23 protein-coding genes are annotated in these 25,585 nt (G+C 65.0%); 12 read left to right on the plus strand and 11 right to left on the minus strand.

Features of this window, described 5'->3' with window-relative positions; genetic code table 11:
* Nucleotides 1-110 precede the first annotated feature (110 nt).
* The 3 genes from STE01S_RS12385 to hpaE all read right to left on the minus strand — a co-directional run bounded on the left by STE01S_RS12385 (nucleotide 111) and on the right by hpaE (nucleotide 4,436).
* Nucleotides 111-1,217: an MFS transporter gene (locus tag STE01S_RS12385; RefSeq protein WP_255265946.1), complete on the minus strand. Its 1,107-nt coding sequence runs from the start codon at nucleotides 1,215-1,217 to the stop codon at nucleotides 111-113.
* Between the two features lie 268 nt (nucleotides 1,218-1,485).
* Nucleotides 1,486-2,928 (minus strand): NAD-dependent succinate-semialdehyde dehydrogenase, encoded by a 1,443-nt coding sequence (locus STE01S_RS12390; protein ID WP_062768033.1) that lies wholly within the window; start codon nucleotides 2,926-2,928, stop codon nucleotides 1,486-1,488.
* The gene (gene hpaE / locus STE01S_RS12395; RefSeq protein ID WP_062768036.1) at nucleotides 2,928-4,436 is read right to left on the minus strand and encodes a 5-carboxymethyl-2-hydroxymuconate semialdehyde dehydrogenase; all 1,509 of its coding nucleotides are present in this window, start codon (nucleotides 4,434-4,436) and stop codon (nucleotides 2,928-2,930) included. The genes STE01S_RS12390 and hpaE overlap by 1 nt, the downstream gene beginning before the upstream one ends.
* Before the next feature lie 154 nt (nucleotides 4,437-4,590).
* On the opposite strand from hpaE, the gene STE01S_RS12400 reads away from it, so the two are divergent.
* The 10 genes from STE01S_RS12400 (at nucleotide 4,591) to STE01S_RS12445 (ending at nucleotide 12,621) form a co-directional block, all read left to right on the plus strand.
* Nucleotides 4,591-5,199, plus strand: coding sequence for a fumarylacetoacetate hydrolase family protein (locus tag STE01S_RS12400; RefSeq protein WP_062768287.1), 609 nt, complete (start codon nucleotides 4,591-4,593; stop codon nucleotides 5,197-5,199).
* Entirely contained in the window at nucleotides 5,196-5,948 is a 753-nt protein-coding gene (locus tag STE01S_RS12405; RefSeq protein ID WP_062768039.1) for a fumarylacetoacetate hydrolase family protein, read from the plus strand. The genes STE01S_RS12400 and STE01S_RS12405 overlap by 4 nt, the downstream gene beginning before the upstream one ends.
* Entirely contained in the window at nucleotides 5,945-6,271 is a 327-nt protein-coding gene (locus STE01S_RS12410) for an aromatic ring-opening dioxygenase subunit LigA (RefSeq protein WP_062768042.1), read from the plus strand. The genes STE01S_RS12405 and STE01S_RS12410 overlap by 4 nt, the downstream gene beginning before the upstream one ends.
* Nucleotides 6,268-7,086, plus strand: a complete 819-nt coding sequence (locus tag STE01S_RS12415; RefSeq protein ID WP_062768045.1) for a DODA-type extradiol aromatic ring-opening family dioxygenase — start codon at nucleotides 6,268-6,270, stop codon at nucleotides 7,084-7,086. Before STE01S_RS12410 ends, STE01S_RS12415 begins: the two co-directional genes overlap by 4 nt.
* Nucleotides 7,086-7,481 carry a 5-carboxymethyl-2-hydroxymuconate isomerase gene (locus STE01S_RS12420; RefSeq protein ID WP_062768048.1) on the plus strand — a complete coding sequence of 132 codons (396 nt, stop codon included), beginning with the start codon at nucleotides 7,086-7,088 and terminating at the stop codon, nucleotides 7,479-7,481. The genes STE01S_RS12415 and STE01S_RS12420 overlap by 1 nt, the downstream gene beginning before the upstream one ends.
* Nucleotides 7,482-7,483: 2 nt before the next feature.
* Nucleotides 7,484-8,290: a 2-oxo-hept-4-ene-1,7-dioate hydratase gene (hpaH, locus tag STE01S_RS12425; RefSeq protein ID WP_062768051.1), complete on the plus strand. Its 807-nt coding sequence runs from the start codon at nucleotides 7,484-7,486 to the stop codon at nucleotides 8,288-8,290.
* Nucleotides 8,287-9,057 carry an HpcH/HpaI aldolase family protein gene (locus STE01S_RS12430; RefSeq protein WP_062768054.1) on the plus strand — a complete coding sequence of 257 codons (771 nt, stop codon included), beginning with the start codon at nucleotides 8,287-8,289 and terminating at the stop codon, nucleotides 9,055-9,057. The genes hpaH and STE01S_RS12430 overlap by 4 nt, the downstream gene beginning before the upstream one ends.
* Nucleotides 9,058-9,085: 28 nt before the next feature.
* A complete protein-coding gene (locus STE01S_RS12435) occupies nucleotides 9,086-10,498 on the plus strand; it encodes an aldehyde dehydrogenase family protein (protein ID WP_062768057.1) in 1,413 nt (470 codons plus the stop codon).
* Nucleotides 10,499-10,615: 117 nt separating this feature from the next.
* A complete protein-coding gene (locus STE01S_RS12440; protein ID WP_062768060.1) occupies nucleotides 10,616-11,803 on the plus strand; it encodes an amino acid aminotransferase in 1,188 nt (395 codons plus the stop codon).
* Nucleotides 11,804-11,871: 68 nt separating this feature from the next.
* Nucleotides 11,872-12,621, plus strand: a complete 750-nt coding sequence (locus tag STE01S_RS12445; RefSeq protein ID WP_062768063.1) for an IclR family transcriptional regulator — start codon at nucleotides 11,872-11,874, stop codon at nucleotides 12,619-12,621.
* Here STE01S_RS12445 and STE01S_RS12450 read toward each other — a convergent pair.
* Nucleotides 12,618-13,784, minus strand: a complete 1,167-nt coding sequence (locus STE01S_RS12450) for an aromatic ring-hydroxylating dioxygenase subunit alpha (protein ID WP_062768066.1) — start codon at nucleotides 13,782-13,784, stop codon at nucleotides 12,618-12,620. The genes STE01S_RS12445 and STE01S_RS12450 overlap by 4 nt on opposite strands.
* 233 nt (nucleotides 13,785-14,017) lie before the next feature.
* On the opposite strand from STE01S_RS12450, the gene STE01S_RS12455 reads away from it, so the two are divergent.
* Nucleotides 14,018-15,691, plus strand: coding sequence for a thiamine pyrophosphate-binding protein (locus tag STE01S_RS12455; RefSeq protein WP_062768290.1), 1,674 nt, complete (start codon nucleotides 14,018-14,020; stop codon nucleotides 15,689-15,691).
* A gap of 25 nt (nucleotides 15,692-15,716) precedes the next feature.
* Here the strand turns inward: STE01S_RS12455 and STE01S_RS12460 are convergent, their stop codons facing one another.
* The 6 genes from STE01S_RS12460 to STE01S_RS12485 form a co-directional block, all read right to left on the minus strand.
* Entirely contained in the window at nucleotides 15,717-16,178 is a 462-nt protein-coding gene (locus STE01S_RS12460) for a MarR family transcriptional regulator (RefSeq protein WP_062768069.1), read from the minus strand.
* A gap of 94 nt (nucleotides 16,179-16,272) precedes the next feature.
* Entirely contained in the window at nucleotides 16,273-17,247 is a 975-nt protein-coding gene (locus STE01S_RS12465; protein ID WP_062768072.1) for a fumarylacetoacetate hydrolase family protein, read from the minus strand.
* On the minus strand, nucleotides 17,244-18,893 hold the full coding sequence (locus STE01S_RS12470; RefSeq protein ID WP_218016989.1) for an FAD-dependent oxidoreductase: 1,650 nt from the start codon (nucleotides 18,891-18,893) through the stop codon (nucleotides 17,244-17,246). The genes STE01S_RS12465 and STE01S_RS12470 overlap by 4 nt, the downstream gene beginning before the upstream one ends.
* Entirely contained in the window at nucleotides 18,890-19,912 is a 1,023-nt protein-coding gene (locus STE01S_RS12475; RefSeq protein WP_062768078.1) for a DODA-type extradiol aromatic ring-opening family dioxygenase, read from the minus strand. The genes STE01S_RS12470 and STE01S_RS12475 overlap by 4 nt, the downstream gene beginning before the upstream one ends.
* A 37-nt stretch (nucleotides 19,913-19,949) precedes the next feature.
* Nucleotides 19,950-20,915 (minus strand): fumarylacetoacetate hydrolase family protein, encoded by a 966-nt coding sequence (locus STE01S_RS12480; RefSeq protein ID WP_082813322.1) that lies wholly within the window; start codon nucleotides 20,913-20,915, stop codon nucleotides 19,950-19,952.
* A 43-nt stretch (nucleotides 20,916-20,958) separates the two neighbouring features.
* Nucleotides 20,959-22,188, minus strand: a complete 1,230-nt coding sequence (locus STE01S_RS12485) for an aromatic ring-hydroxylating dioxygenase subunit alpha (protein ID WP_255265947.1) — start codon at nucleotides 22,186-22,188, stop codon at nucleotides 20,959-20,961.
* A 140-nt stretch (nucleotides 22,189-22,328) separates the two neighbouring features.
* On the opposite strand from STE01S_RS12485, the gene STE01S_RS12490 reads away from it, so the two are divergent.
* Complete coding sequence (locus tag STE01S_RS12490; protein ID WP_062768086.1) at nucleotides 22,329-23,174, plus strand: IclR family transcriptional regulator; 846 nt, start codon at nucleotides 22,329-22,331, stop codon at nucleotides 23,172-23,174.
* Nucleotides 23,175-23,272: 98 nt separating this feature from the next.
* On the opposite strand, the gene STE01S_RS12495 is transcribed toward STE01S_RS12490, so the two are convergent.
* Nucleotides 23,273-25,537: a TonB-dependent receptor gene (locus tag STE01S_RS12495; RefSeq protein ID WP_062768089.1), complete on the minus strand. Its 2,265-nt coding sequence runs from the start codon at nucleotides 25,535-25,537 to the stop codon at nucleotides 23,273-23,275.
* Between the last annotated feature and the right edge of the window lie 48 nt (nucleotides 25,538-25,585).

Here is a 25,585-nt window from a genome sequence, read left to right on the forward strand (position 1 = left end):
CCCCTACGATCGCAATGCTCCCGGCAAACTTCTGCGTCCGCAGCATGATCGCCGCCTGCGCACCCCCGTGGCCACCGCCAACTATCAATACGTCGAAGTTCATGGCGGCCTTAGCGCGGCATCGTCGCCACGCGTTCCCGGAACTGGCGGCGACCATAAGCGATCAGCGCAGCGGTGATCGGCGCCACGACGAGCGCGGTGATCGCGATCGACACGTTGAGCTGGCTTTCGTCGCGGATCAGATAATCGCTCATGAAAGCGGGCACGATCGGTCCGAGCGCGGTGCCCAAAATGCCGGTGGTCAGGAGAAACACCGCACCCAGTTGCGCGCGCAGATTGTGCGGCGCGATCATCTGGATCGCCGCCGGGATCAGCACCGGGTTGAAGCCGCCGAGGAACTTGATCGGCCATACCATTACCGCCATCCACGTCGCATTCGGCATGATCGGCATCAAGGCGCCGAAGACACCGAGCCCGATCGCGCCGATCATTGCGAGGAAAAGACAGGCATCGGCGCGGCCCTGCTTGATCAGCCTGCTGGTGTACCAGCCCGCGAATATCATACCCGCCGGGCCGGCGGTCAGCGACGCGAGCCCGTTGACCCGGCCCGCTTCGTCCGGGTGCCAGCCGTACATGCGGATGAACAGTTCGGGATACCAGGCATCGAGATAGCTGAGGATCGAGAGGAAACCGGCGCCGATGAACAGCGCCAGCGACATACGCGGCCATTCGCCGAAGAACCGGGCGATCGCGGAAAGCGAAAAAGACGCCTTTTCCTCGGCCTCGGCTGGCCGCTTGCGAACGGGCTCCTTGAGCGTCGCGACCCACAGTGCGACCACGATGCCCGGAGGTCCGACGACCAGGAATACCGCGTGCCACGAGCGGAATGTGCCGAGCAGCGGCACCTCGACATAGGGGGTGACGGCGAGCGCGCTGACGACCATGCCGCCGATGATCAGCGCAAGGCCCGCGCCGATGAAGATGCCGAGCGAGTAGATGCTCATCGCGCGCGGCAGGCGCGAATCATCGAAGCGGTCGCGCAGCATCGAATAGGCCGACGGCGAGAGCGTCGCCTCCCCCACCCCGACCATGATGCGCGTCGCCATGAGCTGGGGAAAGGTGCGTGCGAAGGCGCAGGCACCCGTGGCCATCGTCCACACCGCGATTCCCGAGGCGATGACCCATTTGCGCGGATAGCGATCCGCCGCCCAGCCCATCGGCAACGCCATCACGGTATAGAAGAGCGCGAAGGCCCCCCCCGGTCAGCATGGCAAACTGCGTGTCGGTGATGCCGAGGTCGGCCTTGATCGGCCCAACCATCAGCGTCAGGATCTGACGATCCAGAAAGGACAGCGTGTAGGCGACCATCAGGACGATGGCGGTATACCAACCATATCGATAGTCGCCGTCAGCGGGCGCTTGATCCTCGGCCTTCATCATTCCACTCCCGCTAAAAATCCGTTGTTCTGAATTCACCCGCCACGATCATGGTGTCCCGAGATCGAGGCAGACATATTTGAGTTCGACATAATCCTCGATCCCGTGGCGCGACCCTTCGCGCCCCAAGCCCGATGCCTTGACCCCGCCAAAAGGCGCAAGCTCTGTGGAAATCAAGCCGGTATTGACGCCGACGATTCCCGCCTCGATCCGCTCCGCGATGCGCCAGGCGCGGCCGAGGTCGCGCGTATAGAGATAGGAGGCGAGCCCATATTCGGACCGGTTCGCGAGCGCGACGACTTCGTCTTCGGTCGCAAAGCGGACGACGGGCGCGAGCGGTCCGAACGCCTCCTCCTCCAGCGCGAGCATCCCGTCACGCATGCCGGCAAGGACGGTGGGCCGGAAGAAGCGCCCGCCGCGCGCGTCGCGCGTTCCGCCCGCGGCAATGCGCGCGCCTTTTGCGACCGCGTCGGCGATCAGGCGCTCGATCTTGTCGACCGCCTTGTCTTCGATCAGCGGGCCGATCTCGACGTCTGGATCGCAGCCCGGGCCAACACGCAGCGCCGTGACAGCGGCGACGAAGCGGTCGAGAAAGGCATCGTGCACGGCGTCCTGAACATAGATGCGATTGGCGCAGACACAGGTCTGTCCTGCGTTGCGGAACTTGCTGTCGATCGCGCCGCGAACCGCGGCGTCGATGTCGGCATCGTCCATCACGATGAAGGGTGCGTTGCCGCCAAGCTCGAGGCTCAGCTTCTTGATCGTCGGCGCCGACTGGGCATACAGCGCCGCGCCGACCGGCGTCGAGCCGGTGAAGCTGAGCTTGCGGACGACCGGGTTCGCGCATAGTTCGCCGCCGATCGCGACGGCATCCCGTCCCGTCACAACATTGAGCGCGCCAGCCGGAATCCCCGCCTCTTCGGCCAGCGCCGCAAGGGCAAGCGCCGTCAAGGGCGTCTGCTGCGCGGGCTTGACGACGACGGTGCAACCCACGGCAAGCGCCGGGCCGATCTTGCGCGTGATCATCGCGGCGGGAAAATTCCACGGGGTAATCGCGGCGACGACACCGATCGGTTGGCGCAGCACCATGATGCGGCTGCCCGGTCGCGGGCCGTCGTTGACCTCGCCATAAACGCGCTTGGCCTCTTCGCCGAACCATTCGATGAAGGCGGCGGCATAGGCGATCTCGCTTCGCGCCTCGGCGCGTGGCTTGCCCTGTTCGGCGGTCAACAGGTCGGCGAGCGCGTCGCGTTCATCCATGATCGCGTCGTGAAAGCGGCGCAGCAGCGCGGCGCGATCTTTGCCGGTGCGCGCGGACCATGCCGGCAGCGCCGCCTCGGCCGCGGCGATCGCGCGGCGCGTTTCGGCAACGCAGAAATCGGGAACCTGTCCGATCACCGCACCGCTCGCGGGATCGCTGACCGGAAGCCACGCTTCGCCGGTCACCCATTCGCCGCCGATCGGACAGGCTTCGCGCCGCAACCGGTTCATTACTGCGCGACGCCGAGCCGCATGATCTTGTGATCACCCGTCGCGAGCGCGACATTCTTGGTTTCCATATAGAAATCGAAGCTCCAGTCGCCGCCATCGCGCCCGATGCCGCTGGCCTTCACGCCGCCGAACGGGGTCGGCAGGTGGCGGACATTTTCGCTGTTGACCCAGATCATACCGGCTTCGAGACGGTCGGAGACGCGCAGCGCGCGGCCGAGGTCGCGCGTCCAGACATAGCCCGCAAGGCCATAGTCAACGGCATTGGCCTTGGCGATCGCATCCTCTTCGTCGTCGAAGACGATGGCAGTGAGCACCGGACCGAAAATCTCTTCCTGCGCGATCCGCATTGAGATGTCGGCGCCGGTGTAGAGGGTCGGCGCATAAAAATAGCCCTGCCCGCCAGCCGGCGCGCCGCCGACCGCGACGGTCGCGCCCTCGCCGCTGGCGACGGCGGCATAGCTCGAAACCTTCTCGAGATGGCGCTGGTGGATCAGCGGACCGACTTCGGTCGCGGCGTCGAAGGGATCACCGACCTTGAGCTGCTTCACGCGCTCGATCAGCTTCGCGATGAAGGTGTCGTGGATCGAGCGCTGGACAAGAACCCGCGACGACGAGGTGCAGCGCTGACCGTTGAGCGAATAGATCATGAAGACCACGGCATCGAGCGCGCGATCGAGATCGGCGTCGTCGAAAACGATCACCGGGTTCTTGCCGCCGAGTTCGAAATGCACCCGCTTCAGCGTTTCCGAACCCTGGCGCATGATCGCGCTGCCGGTCTTGCTTTCGCCGACGAAGGCGACCGCCTTGATGTCGGGATGTTCAGTCAGCCGCCGCCCGGTCGTTTCGCCCAGCCCGTTGACCGCATTGAACACCCCGGCGGGAAGCCCCGCCTCATGCGCGATTTCGACGAGCAGCCGTGCCGAGTAGGGTGACCATTCGGCGGGTTTGTGGACGACGGTGCAGCCCGCCGCGAGCGCCGGCGCGATCTTCCACGTCGAGAGCATGAAGGGCGTGTTCCACGGCGTGATGACGGCGACGGGACCGATCGGAGAGCGGGTCGTGTAGTTGAGATGCCCCGCGGTCGGCAGCGCCTGCCCATCGGCTGCCCCCGGCGCGCGATCGGCAAAGAAGCGGAAATTTTCGGCACCGCGCAGCGCCGCCTTCGACATGAAGCGCCACGTCTGCCCCGCATCGAGACATTCAACGGCGGCGATTTCCTCAGCCCGCGCCTCAATCAGATCGGCGACCTTGTGGAGAAGGGCCTTGCGCTCGTTTCCCGGGGTGCGCGACCATTGATCGAACGCCGACGTTGCCGCGGCCACCGCCTGGTCGAGCTCCCCCTCGGTCGCGTCGCGTGCCTCGCCGAGCGATTCGCCGGTCGAGGGATCGAAGACGGGAAACAGGCTGCCCGTCCCGTCGACCGATTGCCCGTCGATATAGTGGCCAAGCGGGCGATCGCGGAACGGAGCGGTCGCCCCAAGGGCCAGTTCGCGGCGGGTCGAAGGCATGAAATTCTCCAGCGAAATTGATTATCGTGTTAAATATATAGCGCGATTGAAGCGCAGGTCAAACGACTTGTTCGATCATCTTTTCGAGCTCGCCGGGTTGACATTTATCGTGTTAAGTATCATCGGGGAGCCAGTCAAACACGGGAAGAATGGCATGTTCGCAGGCACCGCCTATGGCACGGCGCTCAATGATCGCAGGCAGGTTGCGGCGCTCGATCCGGCGTTCCGCGCTGCGCCCTATAAAGCGCCGCCCCAGGCCCCCGTCCTTTACATCAAACCCGGCCATTGCGTCGTTGCCGGGGGCGCGGTCGTCGCCCTGCCTGCAGGCTGCGACGCGCTCGGCATTGCGGCGACGGTGGCGCTGCAATGGACGGTGACCGGTCCGACGGCGGTGCGGCTGGCGATCGACGTGTCGATCCCGCACGACAATTTCTATCGCCCCGCGGTCGCCGAACTGGCGCGCGACGGCTTCCTTCCCGTCGGCGCGGCGATCCGCCGGCCCGCCGACCTCGACGCGCTGGAGATCGTGACCGAGATCGACGGTGAGACCGTGCATCGCTGGAGCTTGTCGAACCTGGTTCGCAACGTGCCCACGCTGATTGCCGACGTCGCCGCCTTCATGACGCCGATGCCGGGCGACATGCTGTTGGTCGGCACCGCCTTCGACCGTCCGACCGCCGGGGCGGGACGTCGCATCCGCGTTTCGGCACGGGGGTTTCCTGCGCTCGAAGCCCGCATCGCAGCTGCGGGAGACGGCGCATGAAACATGTCCGTCTGGTCCATGCCGGCCGCGAGCAATGGGGCGTGTTGAGCGCCGACGGCGCTTCGGTGCGCCTCGCGTCGGGGCATGATGTCGCGTTCGACGAGGCTGTGTTGTTGCCGCCGGTGACGCCCGGCGCGCGAATTTTTGCTCTGGGCCTGAATTACGCCGATCATTCGGCCGAGCTGGGCTTCAAGGCGCCCGACAAGCCGCTCGTCTTCCTGAAAGGGCCGAACAGCCTTGTTGCGCACGGCGGGACGGCGTGGCGTCCGCGCGATGCCGAACAGATGCATCCCGAATGCGAACTGGTGGCGGTGATCGGGCAGACCGCGCGCAATGTCGCCGAGGACGACGCGCTGGCGCATGTCGGCGGCTATACGGTCGCCTGCGACTATGCGGTGCGCGAATATCTGGAGAATTATTACCGCCCCAATTTGCGCGTGAAGAATCGCGATGCGCTGACCCCGCTCGGGCCGTGGGTGGTCGATGCGGCAGACGTGGGTGACCCGCAGGCGCTGCGTCTTTCGACCACCATCAACGGCGCCGAGGTCCAGTCGGGTTCGACCGCCGACATGGTGTTTCCGATCGCGCGGCTGATCGCCTATCTGTCGGCGATCATGACGCTGGAGCCGGGCGACATGATCCTGACCGGCACCCCGCATGGTGTCGCCTTCGTCAACGATGGCGACGCCGTGGTGTGCGAAGTCGAGGGGGTCGGACGGCTCGCCCACCGGGTGGAGCTTGCGCCATGAGCCTGTACCAGCTTTCCAAGCTCCTGTTCGAGCTAAACCGCGACACGGCGCTGCAGGCCGAATTCACCGCCGACGCGAAAGCCGTGACCACGCGCTACGATCTTAGCGACGAGGAACGCGGGGCGGTGATCGACGGCGATGTCGGCCTGCTCTACGTGCTCGGCGTCAACGGCCAGATCCTGATGCATTTCGCGGCCTTCCGGCAGATCGCCTGGGCCGATTACCTCCAGCGCATGCGCGACGGCGTGCGCATCCACGGCCCCGTGCGCGCGGGCATTTATGCGATGACCACGGGCCTCGACGAAAAGGTGGCGGGCGTATGACGCTGGTCTTTACCGGAATCTGCAGCCACGGCCCCGGCATCACCGGACGCGCCGACCTCGCCCCGCCCGAGCTGCGCGACCCCTTCTTCGCCGCCTATCGCGCGATGCGCGACGCGCTGCATGCGGCGCGTCCCGACGCGGTAATCATCGTCGCGGCCGAACATTTCGCCAATTTCTTCATGAACAATATGCCGAGCTTCGCGATCGGCATGGCCGACGGCTATGAAGGACCGATCGAGGATCCCGACTGGCTGCGCATCCCGCACCGCCGCGTCCGCGGCGATGCCGCACTGTCGCAGGCGATCATCGCCGAGGTGCAGCAGAGCGTCGACGTCGCCTATGCCGAGGAATGGAAATTCGACCATGGGATCATGGTGCCGCTGAGTTTCCTCGATCCCGACAACAAGCTGACGGTGATTCCGGCCAACATCAATTGTCAGGGACCGCCGCTGGCGCCGCTCCACCGTGCCTGGGCCTTCGGCGAAGCGCTGCGCCGCGCCGCGGACGCCGTGCCGCAGCGGATCGCGCTGATCGCGACGGGGGGCATCTCGCACTGGCCCGCGACCCCCGACAGCGGCCGGATCAACGAAGAATGGGACCGCGAATTCCTGCGCCGCTGGGCGGCAGGCGACAAGGCGGCGCTGCTCGATTACACCGATGCCGGCACCTATGCCGAAGCCGGCCAGGGCGGGTTCGAGATCCGCACGCTGATTGCCGCCGCCGCCGCAGCGCGCGGCCCCGGCACGGTGCATTTCTTTACCCCAATCCCGATCTTCAGCACCGGCTGCTTCGTCGCGACGGCAGAGATCGCCTGATGGCGCACGCGACCATCGAGTGGACCGCCAACCTGCAGGGCGAATTCGATCTGCCCGCCTTGCTGGCGCTGATCGCGGCGGAAATGCGCGAGCGGTCGGGCGGCGTCTTTCCCGTCGGCGGTATTCGCGTCCGCGCACGACGGGTCGACGATTATGTGATCGCCGACGGCACCAATCCGGCCGATGCCTTCATCAATATCGACGTCAAAATGGGTGCGGGACGCGACGCGGCCTTTGTGCAGCGCTTTTTCACCCAGATGTTCGACGCCGTAAAGACGCATCTCGGCGACCTCTTCGATCGCCGCCCGCTCGCGCTGTCGCTCTATATCGACGAAGCCGAGGGGTGGAAGCACAACAGCATCCATCGGCGGCTAGCCGCCAACAACCGGAACTGATCATGCCTCTCGACACCCCTCAGATCGCGGCGCTCGCCGCCGAACTCGACCGCGCAGAACGCGACCGGACGCAATTGTCCCAGCTTTCGATCCGCCACCCCGACATGACGATCGAGGACGCCTACGCCGTCCAGCGGGCGTGGACCGCGCGCAAGATCGCCGACGGCCGCAAGCCGATCGGCCACAAGATCGGCCTGACCAGCCGCGCTATGCAGCGGTCGTCGAACATCGATGAGCCCGACTATGGCTTGCTGCTCGACGACATGCTGTTTCCCGACGGGCGCGACATTCCGGTCGAACGCTTCATCGTTCCGCGCGTCGAGGTCGAACTGGCCTTTCGGCTCAAGCATCGTTTGTCTGGCCCCGACTGCACGCTTTTCGACGTGCTCGACGCCACCGATTATATCGTTCCGGCGATCGAGATCATCGACGCACGGATCGAACAGGTCGACAAGGCGACCGGAACGACGCGCAAGGTGTTCGATACGATTTCGGACAATGCCGCCAACGCTGGCCTTGTTCTTGGCGGGCGCCCGGTGCGTCCGATGGACGTCGATCTGCGCTGGGTATCGGCGCTGATCTTTCGCAACGGGGCGATCGAGGATTCGGGCGTTGCCGCCGCGGTGCTCGGCCATCCGGCGCACGGTCCCGCGTGGCTCGCCAACAAGCTGCATCCTTATGGCGAGACGCTGGAGCCCGGCGAGATCATCCTCGGCGGCAGCTTCACCGCCCCCGTCCCGGCGCGTGCGGGCGACAGCTTCCACGTCGACTTCGGCCCGCTGGGCACCATTTCGGTGCGCTTCGCATGAGCGACTTCACGCAATGGATCGCCGCGCGCGACGCACAGGGCGGCCGCGCGATGCTGGGCCTGTGGCAAGCGCTCGCGACGCCTTACACCGCCGAGATTTGTGCGCGTGCCGGTTTCGACTGGCTGCTGTTCGACGGCGAACATGCGCCGAACACCGCGCAGACGATGCTCGCGCAGTTACAGGCGGTCGCACCCTTCCCTGTCCACCCCATCGCGCGCGTCCCTGTCGGCGATCCGGTCCAGATCAAACAATATCTCGATCTCGGCTTTCCGACCCTGCTCGTGCCGATGGTCGACAGCGCCGAACAGGCGCGCGCAGTCGTCGCCGCGTCGCGCTTCCCGCCGGTCGGCGTCCGCGGCGTCGCGAGCGCGACGAGCCGCGCGTCGGGCTTCGGCGCCGATGCCGACTATCTGAAGCGCGCGGGCGACCGTGTCGGCATCATCGCGCAGATCGAAAGCGCGGCAGCGCTCGAACAGGTCGATGCGATCGCCGCCGTGGAGGGCATCGACGGGCTTTTCGTCGGCCCGGCCGACCTTGCCGCCTCGCTCGGCCATCTCGGCAACCCGCGCCACCCCGACGTGCAGGCGGCGATCGAAACCGCACGGCAAGCGATCGCTCGCGCCGGCAAGCCCGCAGGCATCTTCGCGCTCGATGCCGAGGATGCGCGCGCGCGCGCCAAACAGGGTTTCGCTTTCATATCGATCGGGACCGACATCGGCCTGATAGCGCGCGGCGCTTCGGCTTTGCTCGCCAGTTGCGCCGACTGACCTTCACGGATTTTCAGGAATCATCGACATGCCCGACCAGCCCTTTCATCTTCTTATCAACGGCCGCGCGGTGGAAGCCGCCACCAGCTTCGGCGTGATCGATCCCGCGACGGGCAGCCAATTCGCCGCCTGTCCGCTCGCATCGATCGAACAGCTCGACGCCGCTGTCGCCGCCGCGCGCGCAGCCTTCGCGGGCTGGGCGGCGACCCCGGTCGATGACCGCGCGGAGCGGCTTCTCGCGATCGCCGACGCAATCGAAGCCGAACAGAACGACCTCGCCGCACTGCTGTCGCGCGAACAGGGCAAGCCGCTCAAATCGGCGCTCGGGGAAATCGGGGGTGCGCTCTACTGGATCCGCGCCACCGCGGCGCTGCGCCCGCCTGTCGAGCGAATCGACAAGGGCGACGGTCCGATCGTCGAAATTCGTCGCCGCCCGCTGGGCGTCGTCGGATCGATCACGCCGTGGAATTTCCCCGTCATGATCGCGATCTGGCACATTATCCCGGCGCTGCTCGCGGGCAACAGCGTGGTCATCAAGCCATCGCCGAACACGCCGCTGACCACGCTGCGCCTGGCGGAGATCGCGAGCGCGCATCTGCCCGCGGGCGTGTTCAATGCGGTGACCGGCGATGTCGAAATCGGCAGCGCGATGGCGCGCCATCCGGGGATCGACAAGATCGTCTTCACCGGATCGACGCCGACGGGCCGCGCCATCATGCGCGACGGCGCGGCGAACCTGAAGCGGCTGACGCTGGAGCTCGGCGGCAACGACGCCGCGATCGTGCTGGCCGATGCCGATGTCGACGCCGTGGCGCCGCGCATCTTCAGCGCCGCTTTCGGCAATTCGGGGCAGATCTGCGCGGCGATCAAGCGGCTTTATGTGCATGAGGATATCCACGACGCGCTCGCAGCCAAGCTGGCCGAAATGGCCGCGGCGGGCGTGGTCGGGCCGGGATCCGATCCCGCGAGCCAATATGGCCCGCTGCAGAATCGCAGGCAGTTCGACTATGTAAGCGCGCTCGCCGACGACGCCCGCGCCGCCGGTGGCCGCTTTCTGGCTGGCGGCGAGGCATCGGGCGGTGACGGCTATTTCTTTCCGCTGTCGATCGTCGTCGACGTCAGCGACGGGACGCGGATCGTTGACGAGGAACAATTCGGTCCGATCCTGCCGATCATCCGCTTCGACGACGCGGAGGATGCGATCGCGCGCGCCAATGCCAGCGAAAACGGGCTCGGCGGATCGGTCTGGTCGTCCGATGTGGCGCAAGCCGCCCGCCTGGTCCAGCGGCTCGAATGCGGCAACGTCTGGGTGAACGACCATTCGACGATTTCGCCCGACATACCCTTCGGCGGCGCAAAGCAGTCGGGGATCGGGGTCGAGTTCGGCCAGCACGGGCTCGACGAATATAGTCAGCTGCAGACGGTGCGCATCCCGCGCTGATCACCGGAAAGAATGGTGCCGGCCACCCGCAGGTCGGGCACGGCCGCGCCTTGCCAAAATCAAATTTGTTACGTATAACGTAATGGCGTCTCATATTATGAGACAATAGGAGGAACGATGTTTGCCGACCTGAAGGACGCCCCCGCCGATCCGATCCTGGGCATGGCCCAATTGTTCGCAGCCGACCCCGATCCGCGGAAGGTCGATCTGGGCATCGGCGTGTACAAGGATGCGGCGGGCGACGTGATCGTCCTCGACACGGTGAAACAGGCCGAACAATGGCTGGTCGAAACGCAGGCGTCGAAGGGCTACATCTCCTCCGCGGGCAATCCGGTCTATAATGACGCGATCCGTGCGCTGATCTTCCGCGAGGGCAGCGACGCCCATGGCCGGGCGCGCACGGTCCAGACCCCCGGCGGCACGGGCGCGCTGCGCGTCGCGGGCGATTTCATCCATCGGCTGCGCCCCCGCGGTCGCATCTTTCTGCCCGATCCGACTTGGGCCAACCATCCGGCGCTGTTCACCGCGGCAGGAATCGGGATCGTCACCTATCCCTATTATGACGTCGCGACGGGGCAGCTCCGCTTCGATGCCATGATGGCCGCGCTGGAGGCATTGACCGCCGACGACACGCTGCTCGTCCACGGCTGTTGCCACAATCCTTCGGGAACCGACCCCGATGCGGCGCAATGGGCCGCGATCGGCGACCTGCTCGCGGCCAAGGGTGCGACGCCGCTCGTCGACCTTGCCTATCTCGGCTTCGGCCAGGGACTCGAAGAGGATCGCGCGGGCATCGCTATCCTGGCGGGCAAGGTACGCGAAATGATCGTCGCGAGTTCCTGTTCCAAGAATTTTGCGCTCTATCGCGAGCGAACGGGCGCGCTGACGCTGGTTGCGGGCACGCCGGCGCAGGCCGACGCGGCGAAGGGCCATCTGCTGCCTGTCATTCGCGCCAACTACTCGATGCCGCCCGATCATGGCGCGGCGGTCGTCGCGCATATTCTGGGCGATGCCGGGTTGCGTGCCCGCTGGGAAAGCGAGCTCACAGGAATGCGAACTCGCATTCAGGATGTCCGTCGGCGGCTGGTGGCGCAGCTCGACGGACGCGGAGGCCGCGACTTTTCCTATCTCGCCGAGCAGAACGGCATGTTCGCCCTGCTCGGCCTGTCGCGCGATCAGGTCCAGAAGCTGCGGAACGACTGGCACATCTATGCCACCGATTCGGGCCGCGCGAACCTCGCGGGACTTACCGCCGGCAACGTCGATTATGTCGCGGAAGCTTTTGCGGCGGTCAGCCACGGCTGAAGGCTTGCCATCGGCGTGCCAGTCGCGCCATGCTGCACGCGGGGCAACAGACGGGAAGATGGATACGGATGAGGGCGAAGAGCGACGATCAACCCGGGTCCGTCAAAAGCGTGGAGGTCGCGGTCCAGATTCTCGATGCGTTGACCGACGCGACGGGTCCGGTTCGCGTTACCGATCTGGCGCGCGATCTCGACATGACCAAGGCCCGCGTGTCGCGGCATTTGCAGACATTGTCGATGCTGGGTCTGGTCGACAAGGCGCCGACCGGAAGCGGCTATGTCTTTGGCCGCAAGCTGATGAAATACGGGCGCGCCGCGGTCTATCGCAGCAATATCGTCGAAGTGGCGCACCCCTTCCTGCGCCGTTTGCGCGACGTAACGGGGCATACCGCCGTGCAGACATTGCCGACGCGCGAGGGTTCGCTCGTCGTTGCTGCGATGCCCAACGAGTTCGAGCCGGGCGTCGCGATACAGCTCGGCACCCTGCTCGCCTTTCCGAAATCGCCTTCGGCACGGCTTGGCCGCTATTTCGAGGGCGGGCGCTTCGATTTTGGCCGGCTCGAGGAGAATCTCGCGCGCTTCGGCATGGATTACGAGGTCGATGTGCATGGCAACGGTCTAGGCGGTATTGCGGCACCGATCTTCGAAGCCGACGGCAGCCTCGCCTCGACGATCGGGCTCGTGCTTTCGACGACGCTGGTCGACCCCGAACCCTCACCCGAGCTGGTCGAGCATGTCAGCCGCGCCGCGGCGCAGGTGCAGGCGCGCTATGCAGAGGGCGCCACATCACCGCGCATGCCCGCAGTGTCCGCGGCCTAGCTCGCCAGCTCGAAATTTCCCGACTGCGAGGCGATCCATTCTTCGCCCGGCGTCTGCGTCCAGCCCACCGGATCGCCCCCTTCGGCGACCAGCCTGACCTGACGCGCCAGCAATCGGCGCAACATCGCGATTCCCGCATCGCTGCTCGCCAGATGCTCCTCCGAATGAAAGGCGATCGCGCCCTGACTGGTCTGTGCTTCCCAATCGCCGGGGAAGCGTTGGCGTTCGGCATCGCTCATGTCGCGCCAGTCCTTACCGCCGGGCTTCGACCGGATCGCACCCAGGTCGGTCCCTGGGGCAGCGCGCGCGACATTATAGACAAGATAATGGGTCGAATCGATCGGCACGACAAAGCCGATCCCCTCGGTTCTTCCCATCGCGAGGCGCGGGCTGGGGACGACGCGGACATTGGGCAACAGCGCCTCGGTCACGCGGCGCAGCGTTCGTCCGTCGCCAAGGTCGCGGAGTTGTTCGGACCGGACGCCCTGATCGAAGGATTCGAAGCGGACATCGGGTTTGACCCCCATTTCGGCGACGAACTGGATGCCGCTGAAGGACTGGTGCAGCACCGGCACGTGAAAGGGATCGACGACATTGTCGAAATGCTGGAGCCAGTTGCACGGCGCGATGCCATAGCCGCCCGACCCCAGATTGCTGTCGTCGGTGACGATCACCTCGCCCTCGGCCAGATTTTCGAGCAGTTCGTACCGCGGCAGCAGCGGCTTTTTGTCGGGGGGGCCCATATAGGCGAAGATCAGGCCGTAGCGTTCCTCGACCGGATACCAGGGCTGGCGAATGCGTCCGCGCACCTTGCAGCCATTGTCGGGCTCCATCGGCATGTCGAGGCATCGCCCTTCGACGTCGAACAACCAGCCATGATAGCAGCAGCGGATGCCCTCGGCCTCGCCGCGGCCGAAGAAAAGGTCGGCGCCGCGATGCATGCAGCGCGCGTGGACGAGCCCGGGCCGGCCTTCCCCGTCGCGAAACAGGATCAGATCTTCCGACAGGATGCGCACGCGTCGTGGCGTGGCCGTCGCGTCGTCCGTCAGTCCGACCGGATGCAAGAAACGGCGCAGATATTCGCCCATCGGCGTGCCGCGTTCGACGAGCGTCAGCTCTTCCCGGAAATGCGGTTTGCGTCCGCTGTAGCTGTAGCCGTCCACGCGTCTTTCTCCACTTCGATCCTGCCTTGCGATTCACCCGGAGGCCTCGCAAGCATTAAAAATATATCATGTTAAATTATTACCGACTGTCAATGCCTCTTTCTGCGCAAGCGGCGATATTGCCGCTTGAAACCCATGCCCTGCCCCCATATAGATAACGTGTTAAATTTATTCGGAAGGTGCAATTGCCGCGCCTCCGCCCCCGATATTCGCCTTTCGATGGAGAAGATGACGTGAGCCAATATACCCCCCAGGAACGCACCGGCGGCGAAGCGCTGGTTGCCCAGCTCCTCGAAGAAGGGGTCCGCGATATCTTCGGCATTCCGGGTATCCAGCTCGACTGGGCAGTCGAGGCTATCCGGCAACAGCAGGGCAAGCTGCGGCTGATCGTCCCGCGCCACGAACAGGCGACATCCTATATGGCCGACGGCTATGCGCGCACGACGGGCCGCGAAGGCGTGTGCATGGTCGTTCCCGGTCCCGGCATGCTCAACGCGCTGTCGGGCATCGCCACCGCCTATGCCTGCAACGCCCCCGTTCTCTTTCTGGTCGGGCATATCCCGTCGGATACGATCGGCAAGCGTTACGGCATGCTGCACGAATTGCCCGACCAGTCGGGGATCGTCCAGCGGCTGACCAAGTGGCACGGCATCGCCCACAAGCCCGAGGATATTCCGGGGCTGGTCAATGAGGCCTTCCGCCAGCTCCGCTCAGGCCGCCCGCAACCGGTCGCGATCGAATTGCCGACCGACATGCTGCAGGCAAAGGGCCTGTGCGCACTGCTGCCCGCCGCGCCGAAAGCGCCGACGGTTCCCGACGACAGCGCAATCCGCGAAGCCGCCGATCTGCTTGCCAACGCACGCTTCCCGGCGATCCATCTCGGCGGCGGCGCCGTCGCCGCCAATGCCGGCGATGCGGCGCGCGCGCTCGCCGAAAAGCTGCAGGCGCCGGCGGTCATGAGCGAGAACGGACGCGGGGCGCTCGACGATCGTCACCCGCTGGCACTCACCGCGCTCGGCGGCCGGGCGGTCTATCCGCATGCCGACGTCATCCTGGTCGCGGGCAGCCGCTTCCTGGATGGTCATGCCCACCCGATCCACGCCAATGCCGACACGCGCTACATCTATCTGAATGTCGAGCCCAGCGATGCCGGCGCGCCGCGCAACGACGGCCTGTTCATCGCGGGCGATGCGCGGCTGGGGCTCGAGGCCATCCTCGCCGCGCTGCCCGCCGACATGGTGCGCGCGTCGGCGGCCGATCGCATCGCGCTCGTCAAGGCATGGAGCCAGCAGCAGACCGGCGCAATCCAGCCGCAGACCGACTATGTCGAGGCGCTGCGTTCGACGATGGCGGACGATGATATTCTGGTCAGCGAGCTGACCCAGGTCGGCTATTTTTCGAACATCGGATTCCCCGTCCACGCGGCGCGCAGCTTCATCACCCCCGGCTATCAGGGCACGCTGGGCTATGGGTTCAACACCGCGCTGGGGGCCGCCCACGGCAACCCCGACCGCCGCGTCGTATCGCTGAACGGCGACGGCGGCTTCGGCTGGGGCCTTCAGGAGCTGGCGACCGCGGCACGCGATCAGGTGAACCTGTCGATCGTCGTCTTCGTCGACGGCTATTTCGGCAATGTCCGCCGCATCCAGAACCGCGTCTTCGGCCATGAGATCGGCGTCCAGCTGACCAATCCGGACTTCGAGCATCTGGGCAAGGCCTATGGCCTACCGACGCATAGCGTCGATTCGCCCGCGGGGCTCAAAGAGGCGCTCGCCGCCGCAAAGACGCGCGGCGGACCGGCGCTGATTCAGGTGTCGGTGGGACAGATGCCGAGCCCGTGGGCGCTGATCCACCCGTTCGTCCCCTCGCCCACTCCGGTACCAGCCAACCCGCTCGGCGAACCCTGACGCCGGAGCGCGACCGCCCCCGGGGCTATTCGGCTTCGGGGGCGAAGGGCGCCAATGTTTCCTGGAAGGCCGCGAGTTCGTCGAGCAGCGCGGTGAGCCGCTCGCGCCCGAAAGCTTCGACATAGCGATTGATCAGCAGCACCGTATGCGCCGCGGTTTCGTCGATCGCCTCGCGTCCCGCGGGCGTGATATCGACGATCGAGCGGCGCCGGTCGGCCTTGTCGAGTTCGCGCGCGGTCAAGCCGCGATCACCCAGTTCCTTGAGAATCCGCGTTACGCTGGGGCCGTGCAGCATCGCGCGTTCGGCGAGCGACGCCACGTCGAGCGGCCCGCCGTCGGAAAGCACGCGAAGGACGCGCCATTGCTGTTCGGTGAAGTTGGCCGCGCGAAGCAGCGGCCGGATCGGCGCCATCGTCGCCTCGCGCGCGGCGAGAAGCGAACCGGCTATTGAGTGACGATAGGGCGGTAAGTTTTTGACTGCGCTCATCGCTGATAGCTATAAATCGAAAACGCTGCCGACAGCAACGCGCCAAGCCAAAAATTTCACCTGATAAGCGAATGATATCTGGCGCGGCCCGCAATCACGCGGGCGCGACCAGTTTGTTGCGCAGGACGCCGATGCCTTCGACCTCCAGTTCGACGACATCGCCATCGGACAGGAAGGTGAGGCTTTCGTAGCCGCAGCCGTCGGCGACGGTTCCCATCGCGATCAGGTCGCCGGGATGCAGCGTCTCGTCGCGCGAGATATAGGCGATGGTTGCAGCGATCGAATGCTGGCCGCCGCCCGAGACGGTGCGCACCTTTTCCTCGCCATTGACCCGCGCGATCATCGTCAGCGCTTCGGGGTCGTGGACCTCGTCGGCGGTCAGGATGCACGGTCCGATCGCGTTGCCGGTATCAAAGTCCTTGCCCTTCGCGGGGCCGAAGCGGAACTGCGTCTCGCGCGACTGGATGTCGCGGGCGCTGAAATCGTTGAAGATGGTATATCCGAATACCGCATCGAGCGCGTTTTCGGGGCTCAGATCCTTGGCAGGACCGCCGATGACGACCGCGAGTTCGAGTTCATAGTCCATCAGCTTTGCCGAGCGCGGGCGCACCACTTCGGCATCGGGGCCGACGACGGTCATCGGGTTGCCCTTGTAATAGAGCGGCTGTTCGAACCACACCGGCGGAATTTCGAACAGGCCGGCCGCGCGGAATTTTTCGAGCGTGGCGGCGGGATCGGGTGTCGCGCTGGCGCGCAATTGCATCGCCGCCGCAATCGCCTGCGCGACATGGCGTTCGTAATTGCCGCAGTCGCGGATCTGGGTCGGGCGCGGCAGCGGCGCGAGCAGGCGCACGTCAGCCAAGGCGCGGAAATCGGCATGGTCCGCCGTCTCCATCAGCCGGGCGATACGCGCGAGGCCGGCTTTGCCCGCCGCGATCACCGCCAGCATGTCGGGCAAGGGCGCACCATCGCGGGCGGTCGCGGCGGCGATATCGAACAGCCGGTCGTCGGCGAGCAGCACGGCGGGCCGCGCGGGGCCCTGCGCCTCGATGAATGTCACCAGCTTCATTGGACGTCCTCCGCTCCGCGTACGCGTTCGAAAAGGGCTGCCGTGTCGGCGGGCGGCGTGTCGCCGCGCCAGGCGACATGGAGATCGGGCCGTGAGAGCAGCAGCGCATGGCGATAGACCTGCGTGCGTTCGTCGGGTGCGATGTCGAGCAGCTTCACCGGAACCCCCACCGCTTGCGCCGCGGCCAGCATCGGCGAGACGTTGATCGCGGGATCGAAACGCAGAAGCGTATAATCGGAGCCGAAATCGTCATAGACCGATCGGCCGCTGCGCCGCCAGAAATGCGGCGTCCGGCAACCGGGAACCGTCGATTGTTCGAAACCCGCCATCGAATAGCCCGGCTGCGCCTCGCCATCATAGGCGATGACCGGCGAGGCGGGATAGAAATAGCCGAAATTCAGACCGCCGCAGCAATATTGCTGGACGTTGAGCGCATGGACCTTTTCCCCGAACGCGCTGCGCGCGGCGTCGCCCGCGGCGCCATCGGCCTCGATGTCCGAAGGTACCTCCCGGCGATGGGCGATGGCGCCCAGCGCATGGTTCATCGCATAATGCGACACTTGTTCGGTGATCGGCAGTCGTTCGGCCTCATAGGCATCGAGCAGCCCTTGCCCACCCCACCCGTTCAACGTCGCGGCGAGCAACCAGGAGAGGTTCATCGCATCGGCGATCCCGGCATTCATGCCATAGCCGGCATAGGGCACCCACAGATGCGCGCTGTCGCCGCATATGAACAGGCGCCGGTCGCGGAACTTGTCGGCGATCAACCGGCGGCCGATCCAGTCTTCGTTGGCGATGACCTCATAGTCGAAGTCGGGACCGACGCCCAGGATGGTGCGGATCGCGGCGTCGCGATCGATCGCGTCGAAATCCTCCTCATGCTCGTACAGATAGCAATGGATCAGCCATTTTTCCTTGCCGTCGATGGCGACGGTATTGCCCGAACGGCGCGGGTTGAGCGACAGGTTCATCCAGCCGGGACGGCCGTGCATCATGGCGAGAAGCCCGGGTGCGCGAATATAGGTCGACTGGACGCGCTGGACGACGGGATCGCCCGAAAGCGTCGCGCCGATCGTCTTGCGCACCAGCGAGCGCCCGCCGTCGCAGCCGATCAGATAGGCCGCGCGCGCGCGCTCTTCGCTACCGCTGTCGAGATCGCGATAGACTGCGGTGACGCCATCGGCATCCTGCTGCGCCTCGACCAGCTCGTGACGGTTGAGAATGGTAATGAGCGGATGGGCCGCCGCGTGCGCGAACAGGATCGGTTCGAGATAGATCTGGTTGATCCGGTGCGGCGGCTCCGCCGTCGGCCACCAGGTATCGGCGCCTTCGAAGTCGGTCCAGCGTTCGGCGCGGGCCGGAATCGCGATACGCGTGATCTCGTGCCCCTGCGTCACCGTGGTCCGGTAGACGCAGTCGTTCGGATAGTCGGCGGGCAAGCCGCCGGCGCGAACATCGTCGGCGATGCCGAGACGGCGGAACGCCTCCATCGTGCGCGCCGCGACATGGTTGCACTTGACGCTCGGCGGTTCGCCCGCGCTGCGGCGCTCGACGATCGTCGAGCGGATCCCGCGCCGCGCGAGGTCGAGCGCCAGCACCATGCCGACCGGGCCGGCACCCGAAATGAAAACCCGATTTTCGTTCATTGCCATTCCACAAAGGCGCAGGAAGACCCCGTCCCCCCCTCGGTCCGATAAAGCGGCTGATATCCGACCACCGACATGCGTAGCCCCGCCTCGCGCATCGCCGCCGACGTCGCGATCCAGCTCTTGCACTCCGACGTGCCCGCCATCAGTTCGGCCTGCGGAATACCGCACAGCGCCTCGCGATCGTCGCGCGCCAGCGCATCGAGAAACCAGCGGTCCCATTCTTCGTCGACCACGAAGTGCGTGAGCCCGCCCGTCGTCAGGATAGCAACGCGGGCATCGCTGTCCCACGCGGCGATCGCGCGGGCGACCGCGGCGCCGAAATCATAGCAGCGCGCCGCCGGAGGGCTGTTGTCATAATACCAGCAGTTCACGTCGACGGGGACGTTCGGCTTCACCCGGTCGCGCAGCAGATTCTTGTACAGGAAGCCATAGGCGTGCGGCAGGCCGTAGAGCAGCGACTTATCGTTCCGCACCGTCGGCTTTTCATGACACAGCGTCACGTCGAAGCCTTCCTTGCCCACCACATGCCGGGCGATATGCTGGCCCAGCGTGCGGTGGCCGGGAAAATTGACCTGATCCTCGGGCAGATGCCCGTGATCGGAGATTTCGATCCCGACCGGCAGCCGCGCATTCTGCTCGGCAGTGCGCGGCAGATTGGGCAGTTCATCGGCGGCCACGACCGCAAAGGCGGGGACGATCTCGGAGAAGAATTCGTTCTGATCGTTGCCGATCATCACGACGACATCGGGATCCACTTCGGCAAAACGCGCATGCAGGCGGTCGATCGCATCGAAACTCGCTTCGAGGGCGGCGCGGCGGGTGGCGAGATCGAGCCTGTCGGCGAGCCTTTCGGGCGCGCGTTCGGCCTCGAGCTCCGCATATTTGAGCTTGCGCCCGCGGAACCAGAGGGGGATGCCGTCCGCGCGGTCGCGCGCGGCCCGGATATCCCAATCCTCTGCCATCGTATGAAGCTGCGGCGTATGCGCGCAGCCGATTCCCAGCACGATCTCGGCCAAGCCGTCCTCCCGTCGCGTCCCTGAAGCCCGAGTTCGATCAGGCGATGATCTTGATGCGGTTCGACAAGCGGCCCAATCCCTCGACTTCCACGTCGGTCAGCTTGCCGTCGTAGAGATTGAGATAGGTGCCGATGTTGCCGCGCGGATGCTTTTCGGTGCCCTTCGACGCGGTACCCGTGTGCAGGCAGTCGCCGACCTCCATCGTGAACCATTTGCTCGCTTCGGAGATCACGCGTTCGACCGGGAAGAAATAATTGGCGGTGCTGTCGTCGGCATAGCATTCGCCGTCGATGTAACCGCGGACACGCAGCACATTCGGATCGGGTATTTCATCCTTGGTGGTCAGCCACGGCCCCATGGCGGCGAAAGTGTCGGCGCCCTTCGACTTGCTGTGATAGATGAACAGCAGATAGGTGTCCTCGTCGCCTTCGAACTTCGGGCGCCAAGCGAGGTGATGCGGCTTGATGACTTCGGGCCGCTGCTTGAGCGCGATCGAATCCTGCGAAAATTTGACTCCGCTGGCGGTGACGTCGTTGGTCAGCGTGTAGCCGAAGACATAGTCGAGCGCCTTTTCGGGCGGCACATTCTTCGCCGTCTTGCCGAACACGACCACGGGTTCGGGTTCGGGGATCGACTGGCCATGATCCTTGAGCAGTTCGATCGGCTTGTTATGCCCGGTCAGCGCCGAACGCCCCTTGGTGAAAAACATCGGGGCGGTCATCGGCTTGACGGCATATTGGTTGAGATTGTTGTTGTTCACCGCACAGCCAAGGATCTTCGAGGCTTTGGGGCTCGGCGCCATCCAGTCGGCGTCGGCCAGATCGATCACCGGCAACCGCCCGGCTTTCGCCGCCTCGATCGCCGCTGCAGCGGCATCGAGCCCCGCGTTTTCGGCTTCGATCAGATCTTCCATCCACGCATAGTCCAGCGCGACGGCGCGGTCGTCGGCGACGCGCGCGATGACGGTCGGCTTGCCGTTCAGCCTTATCATTCCCAGTTTCATAAACAGTCCTCCTCCGGCGGCCGTCGGGCGCGCGCTGTGGTTGTCAGATGGTTTCGGTGGCGTCCTCGGCGATCATGCCCATCGCGATCTGATATTCGCGCTTCACCGCTTCGGGCTGGCCGACCTGATGCTGATAGTCGGGGCGGTTCAGGCGATAGGCGAGCGAGTCCCCCAGCGCGCGGCTTTCCTCCAGCGTCATCGAGGTGGTGAACAGTTCGCGATGCTTGATCGGCATTTCGATGCAGCGGTTGGCCTCGGGATCACGGATCAACCCCTTCGGCTCGCGCCCTTCGGCGACCGCCTTGATATTGTCGTCGAAACAGCGGCGCATCATCACGATCCCGCGATCGCTCTGCCCCAGATGCTCCTCGGTCCGGTCGGCGATGCGGCCCTGCCCCGCCCAGGCGACGATGTCCTGGTTGAGCACATGGCTGGTAATCCAGTTGCCCTGCGCATCCTTGACCGGCCCCGTCCAATAGGGAACCCGCTTCTGCACATAGGGTTCGCGATCGACGGGGACGCGGTGAAACATCCAGGTGATGCTCAGCGTATTCTCGTCATCGACCGGAATGCGCCATTCGATATGGTCGCCCAGGAAAAAGGCGTTCGGCCACAGCGCGGTCGCGCCAACCGTCCAATGCTGGTTGCTCTTGTCGGTATCTTCGCGAACGCGGCGATAGATGTGGCCATAGTCGAATTCGTCGAACTGCAGCTCGAGATGCTTCGGCCCATAGCTGCCGTCGCCGAACAGCCGCGACGACCAGTTGCGGTGCATCCATTCGAAATGAACGGGGTCGAGGCTGTTTTCCTGGCACTGGAACCAGTTGCACGGCACATCGGCATAGACGATCTGGCGAAAGCCGTTGGCCCAGGTGAAAGGCTCCCAATTGGGTACCAGCGGCGCGGGATCGGGGCCCATATAGGCCCAGAGCATTCCCGCCTTTTCTTCGACCGGATAGGCTTTGGTGCGAATCTTGTCGCGGAAGTTGGCCTTGGGATTCGCGACATCCTCATAGGGTTGTTCGAGGCACTTGCCCGATGCGCCAAAGCACCAGCCGTGATAGCTGCAGCGCAGTCCGTCCTCTTCGATGATCCCGTGCAGCATATCGGCGCGGCGATGCGGGCACTGGCGGTCGATCAGCCCGTAGCTGCCGTCGCCGGCGCGGAAAGCGACGAGCGACTCCCCGAGCAAGGTCACCGGCTTGATCCCCAGATCGTCAAGCTCGGCTGCCGCGACGAAAGGGTGCCAATACCGCCGGAGCAATTCGCCCATCGGGGTTCCCGGACCCACGCGGGTCAATCGTTCATTCTGCGCCGGACTTGCCATTGCCGCCCTCTCGTCTCCCTCGTTTTGCTGCCCTCACCTATCCATGATGTATCGACATACGCAACATATTGGTCTAATAGTTGCGTATGTCGCAACAAATTCCATCCCCCATCAGCGAACGCGACCTGCGCCGGCAGTCGCCGACCGAGGGGCTGGGCAAGATCGAGGCGGTTGCGACGGCGACGGCGATCATCGACCTGCTCGCCGAACGCGGCGGCAAGGTCAGCGTGCAGGACGTCGCCACGATGCTGGGCCTGACCAAGTCGCGCGCCTCGCGCCACCTGTCCAATCTCGAGCAATTGGGTCTGGTCCAATTGCAGGGCAGCCGCGGTTATGAACTGGGCTGGCGCCTGATGCGCTGGGGCCATATCGCCGCGAGCCGCTTCGACCTGGGCGCGCTGCTCGACGACTATCTCGTCGCGCTGGGCAATACGCTGCAGCTTACGGTCCTGCTGGCAACCGCAGCGGGCGGCGACGCGGTCGTGATGCGGTCGATCCCGGCGCCGCAGGCGATCCACATCGACGTCAAGCCCGGCTTGGTGTTGAGCCTGCCGCATTCGCCGACGGCCCGCATCGTCTTTGCCTTTCAATCGCGCGAGCGGCGCGAGGAACTGCTCGACCATCTGTGTGCGCGCGAACCCGATTTCCGGGTCGCCGACCGCGCCGTCTTCATGAAGCAGATCGCCGATATTCAGCGCCACTATGTCTGCTGGACGCGCGACAAGTTCAACCTGGGTCATGGCGCGGTGGCAGCGCCCATATTCGATGCCGACCACCGGCTGTGCGCGGTGATCACCGTCATGCTGCCCAGTGCCATGCTGGGCGAGGACGGCCCGCCGATCCACGTCATCCGGGCGTTGATCGATTGCTGCCGCCAGTCGTCGAGGCGCCTGAATTCGCGCTTTCACTTTCCCGACTATCCGGCGCGTTGATCGCCCGCGGCCTGATCATTCCATAAAAATTCGGCCCCGAACGCAAAGCGTCCGGGGCCAGGGAGTGCATATCTGGTCCGGCCCGGCGGCCGCGACCCTCAATATTTAACGCTGAATTCGACACCGATCGTACGCGGCGTCGCATAGAGCGCGCTGTACGGCGTCACGCTGTCGGCGGTCAGGTTGAACAGCGCGCGCTTGTCGAAGAGATTGTCGACGAACAGCTTGGTCGACCAGGTGTCGCCTTTCGACAGCGTCGCCGACACATCGACCAGCGTATAGGCGCCCGGCGTGTGGAGATTATATTGCGGGCGATAATCCGAATAGGCGATGCGGCCCGAATTCTGGACGTTTGCCGCGAGCGCCATGTCGAAGTCGCCGCCGAGGTTCCAGTGATAATTGGCATAGGCGCTGAACGTGTGGCGCGGCGTATCGGTGAATTGCGTTCCGGCGAGCGGGCTGCCGTTCATCGCCGGCTGATCCTTCAGCCATTTCGCCTTGAACAGCGTGCCGCTGAACCCGATGTCCAGCCCGCGTACCGGCCGCGCGCTGATATCGACCTCGATCCCCTGCGACCGGGCGCACAGCCCTTCGCAGTTGAGGATGCCTTCGAACGCACCGTTGTAGAACTCGCCCGAGATCTGCGTGTCGTACCAGTTGATGTGGTAGAGGGCGATGTTGGCGGTCAGATGGTTGTTGAACCACTGGGTCTTCGCGCCGGCCTCGAAGTTCCACGTATAGTCGGGGCCATAGGCATCGGGAAGTTCGGGAACGACCTTCAGCACCGTGCCGCCGACGCGATAGCCCTGCGACGCGGAGGCATAGAGCATGACATTGTCGGTCGGCTTGTAGTCGGCCTCGAACTTGAAGATCGCCTTGTTTTCCTTCGACGTCAGCGTATCGGGCGTGCCCGCCGTACCCAGACGCAGGAAGGGAACGATCGGCGTCAGCACGTCGCGGCGTTTCGCGGTGAAATAGCGGATGCCGCCGAGGACCGAGAAACGATCCGAGAATTTTACCGTCGCTTCACCGAAAGCCGCGAACTGGTCGAGCTTGAACCGCGCCGAGCGCTGGAACCAGATCGGGTTGGTGGCGCTGGCCGGAATGACGTCGCCCGACACCCGATCGACGTCCTGCAGGATGTTTTCGATCTCGGTATCGCGGGTCTGATACATGACGCCGGCGACCAGATTGAACGGACCATCGAACTTCGTCGCGACGCGCGCTTCGGTGTTCCACAGCTCCAGCTTCTGATGCTGGATGAAGGCCAGATCGGTCGGCGTCGCGGTGTCGGGGAAGGCGTCGATGCTCTGGAGGAAGCGGAAGAAGTCCCCCATCCCCGAATTGTCCTTGATCGCGTCGTTCTTGCGATGCTGATAGGCCTGCGTCAGCGTGACGACCGCCGGCCCGAAATCATGTTCGAGGGTAAGGCCGCCCAAAACCGTCGTATCGTTGAACTGCCCCTTGGTCGGCAGCTTGCTCTGGAGCTCGCCGACCGCGGGATAGGCCACGCCGCCGATCGACGACGCCCACGGCTGCGAAAAGCCCGCGCCCGCCGATTCGAGCCGCTGGACATAGAGCTGCGAGGTCAGCGTCGTGTCGGGGCCGAGCTCGACCTTGGTGTTGAGGCGGAAGCCCGTCTGGTCAGCCTGATTGAAATTCTTGATGCCATGCTGGACATCGTCGACGAAGCCGCCGGTATGGACCTGATAGCCGACTAGGCGAACCGCCGCCTTGTCGCCGACCGGCAGGTTGAGCATGCCCTTCACCGACCAGCTCGGCGAGCCTTCCTTGATCGTCGCGGCGCTGAGGTCCATGCGGCCGGCGAAATCGGCCGGATCGGCTTCGTTCGAAATGATCCGCACGACGCCCGCGAGCGCCGAGGAGCCATAGAGCGTGCTCTGCGGTCCGCGCAGGACTTCAACGCGAGCGGCGTCCCACACCACGAGGTCGGTCTGGCGCCCCGACGTCAGCGCGGCGCTTTCGCCCGAACCCGAGGTCGGCAGATTGTCGTAATAGAGCCCGACGGTCGATTCCCCCGCACCGACGAGGCCGCGGATCATGATCGTGTTGAGGCCGGGGCCTTCGTTGATGACGTTCAGACCCGCGACGTTGCGCGTGATGTCGTCGAAGTTCACGACATTCTTCGATTCAAGCTGATCCGCGGTCAGCACGCCGATGCTCGACGGCGTATTCTGGACCGTCTCGTTGCCGCGCTTGCTCGCGGTCACGATGATCGGTGCCTGCGCATTGTCGTCTGCCGTCGATGCGTCCTGCGCATAGGCGGGCGCAGCCCCGCAAAGAATCGCGGCGGTCGCCGCCGATGCCGCCCAGATCGTCCGCGATTTCAAAAATGCCGACATAAAGTCCCTCCCCAGCCATCCGTTGTTTCAGACCGCCTCACCAGAAGC

Origin of the sequence: Sphingopyxis terrae subsp. terrae NBRC 15098, from assembly GCF_001598815.1 — a bacterium.
Classification (GTDB): Bacteria; Pseudomonadota; Alphaproteobacteria; order Sphingomonadales; family Sphingomonadaceae; genus Sphingopyxis; species Sphingopyxis terrae.